This is a genomic window from Methylobacterium sp. WL116 (genome assembly GCF_008039455.1).
Lineage (GTDB): Bacteria > Pseudomonadota > Alphaproteobacteria > Rhizobiales > Beijerinckiaceae > Methylobacterium.
This window is the reverse complement of record NZ_VRUV01000637.1, coordinates 1-2,313: the sequence shown is the minus strand read 5'-3', so window position 1 is coordinate 2,313 and position 2,313 is coordinate 1. Positions and strand designations below refer to the sequence as shown.

The window sequence follows — 2,313 nt, the reverse complement described above, 5'->3', positions numbered from 1 at the left end:
TGGGCCGGCAGGCTTCAACCAGAGGCTCCAGATCAGCCCATTGCGCGTCGCTCAGCATCGTCCCTCCTCCATCAGAAAGACGAAAACGCAAGCCCAGCCAATCTGTTCAGGCGACGACAGGCCCTAGTCGTGGGGATGCGAGGAGCGCGACGGATCGCCGTCCATCACCTCAACCTACCGCTCTCGCAGCTTCGCGCACTTGGCGCGTCGCAGTGTCGACCTGCTCGCTCGCACGGGCAATCGCATCCATGCCGCTAGCGATCGACGTCACCCCCTGAGCTGCCGTATGCATGCTGCCCGACATCTCACGGGTGACGGCCGACTGCTCCTCAACCGCCGCAGCAATCGCTGCAGACACCTCGTTCAGTGCTCGGATCGTGCTCTGGATCGAACCGATTGCACTCACAGCCTCGCACGTGGCCGCCTGGGTAGCGGCGATTTTCACCCGGATCTCATTGGTCGCCTTGGCGGTCTGTGCGGCCAGAGCCTTCACCTCGGCAGCCACGACTGCGAAGCCCTTACCGGACACGCCAGCCCGCGCCGCCTCGATCGTGGCGTTGAGCGCTAGAAGATTAGTTTGCGAGGCGATGCCCTGGATCATCGTGATTACGTCGCCGATCTGGGCCGCCTGCTCGCTCAGGCCCTCAACGATACCAGCAGTGTGGCGCGCCTGCTCGACCGCCTCACCGGCCATTCGCGCGGCGTAGCTTACCTGTTGACTGATCTCGGAAACGGAGGCCGACAACTCCTCCGAACCCGAAGCCATGGCTTGGACGTCGCTTGAGACCTGTCCGATTGTTCCGACGGCATCGGCCGTCTGCCGCGTCACGGCCTCAATCGCGGAGCCAATCGCGTCGAGATCCGCACCGATTGCGCGTTGCGCCTCGACCCTGCGCTGCCGGTGCTGCACTTGTTCGGTGATGTCGGTAGCGAACTTGACGACCTTCAGCACCGTCCCGTTCGAGTCGGTGATCGGGTTGTAGGTCGCCCGGATCCAGACTTCACGGCCGCCCTTGGCGATGCGGCGAAACTCGCCAGCGGCAAACTCGCCGCCTTTCAACCGGTCCCAGAAGCCGCGATAGACCATGCCCGACCGCTCGACGTCATCCACGAACAGGCTGTGATGACGGCCTTGAATCTCCTCAAGCCGGTAGCCGACGGCATCGAGGAAGTTCTGATTGGCGTCGAGGACCGTGCCGGTTGGGTCGAAGGCGATGACTGCCTGCGAGCGGTGTAGGGCAGCGATCTGACCATCGCTGTCCAGCGCGCGAAGCTTCTGTCCGGTGATGTCAGTGGCGATCTTGACGATTTTGAAAACACGACCGGACCGGTCTCGAACGGGGTTGTAGCTCGCCTGGATCCAGACCTGACGCCCGCCCTTGGTGATGCGCTTGAACTCGGCGGCCCTGTAGGTCCCGCAGCGCAGAGCATCCCAAAATGCGCGGTATTCGGCGCTGTCTCTGTCGGACGCCTCAACGAACAAGCTGTGATTCTGGCCCTGGATCTCGGCCAAGCTGTAGCCCATGGCGTCGAGAAAGTTGGGGTTGGCGGTCAGGATGATCCCGTCCAGCCGGAACTCGATGATCGCTTGCGACAAGCCGACCGCATCCAGAGTCGCTTTAGCGTCGTTATTGCTCAGTGCGAACACGGCTCGGCCTATCAATTGATAAAATCGAATCTAATTGATCATTAATTGGTTAAAATCAGTTAAACAGCCCCCCAATCGACAATCACTTGTCCGAGATCGGGGACGCTTTGTGGAATGGAAGACAATCAACGCCAACGTCTACGATTGCCTAACCGCAGGTTGTATTTGCCTGCGCTTCATGCCGATCCGCCCTTCGGATGGTCCGATTGACCGACAACGTGGCCATCGAACGTCTGCTGGCGTGAAACCAATCCATACAGCATCGTGAACGAGTTGGATCACAGGCGGAACGTCCGCTTCCGGGCGAAGAGTTAGGGTCCGCTTCCCACCGAGGCTGTGTGAGAACGCGTTTGCGGACTGGACGGACCTGACAGCGCAAGGCCCAAAGGGACCGGGCTTTCAGCCTCGGATGGCTGCGATGAGCGGGCCGGCACCGAGGATCGCGATCACCCGCTTCATGTTGTAGGCAAGAACCTGCAGGCTCATCTCACCGGCCACGTTCCTCAGCCCCCGGGTCAGGAAGTGGGTCGCTCCCATCCAGGCTTTCAGGGTGCCGAAGACGTGCTCGACCGTCTGGCGGCGGTCACGCATCGCGTTCGGGTTCTCGTCGAGCCGGCGCTGGACGGCTTCCAGCACGTGCTCGTGTTCCCAACGCGTGATGCGAC

Annotated in this window: 2 protein-coding genes; both read right to left on the bottom strand. The window is 61.6% G+C overall.

Features of this window, described 5'->3' with window-relative positions; all coding sequences use genetic code 11:
* Nucleotides 1-169 precede the first annotated feature (169 nt).
* The gene (locus FV223_RS25620) at nucleotides 170-1,648 is read right to left on the bottom strand and encodes a PAS domain-containing methyl-accepting chemotaxis protein (protein WP_147729582.1); all 1,479 of its coding nucleotides are present in this window, start codon (nucleotides 1,646-1,648) and stop codon (nucleotides 170-172) included.
* A 399-nt stretch (nucleotides 1,649-2,047) separates the two neighbouring features.
* Nucleotides 2,048-2,313, bottom strand: a 266-nt coding sequence (locus FV223_RS25615) for a transposase (protein WP_147729581.1), incomplete at its 5' end; no start/stop codon positions are given.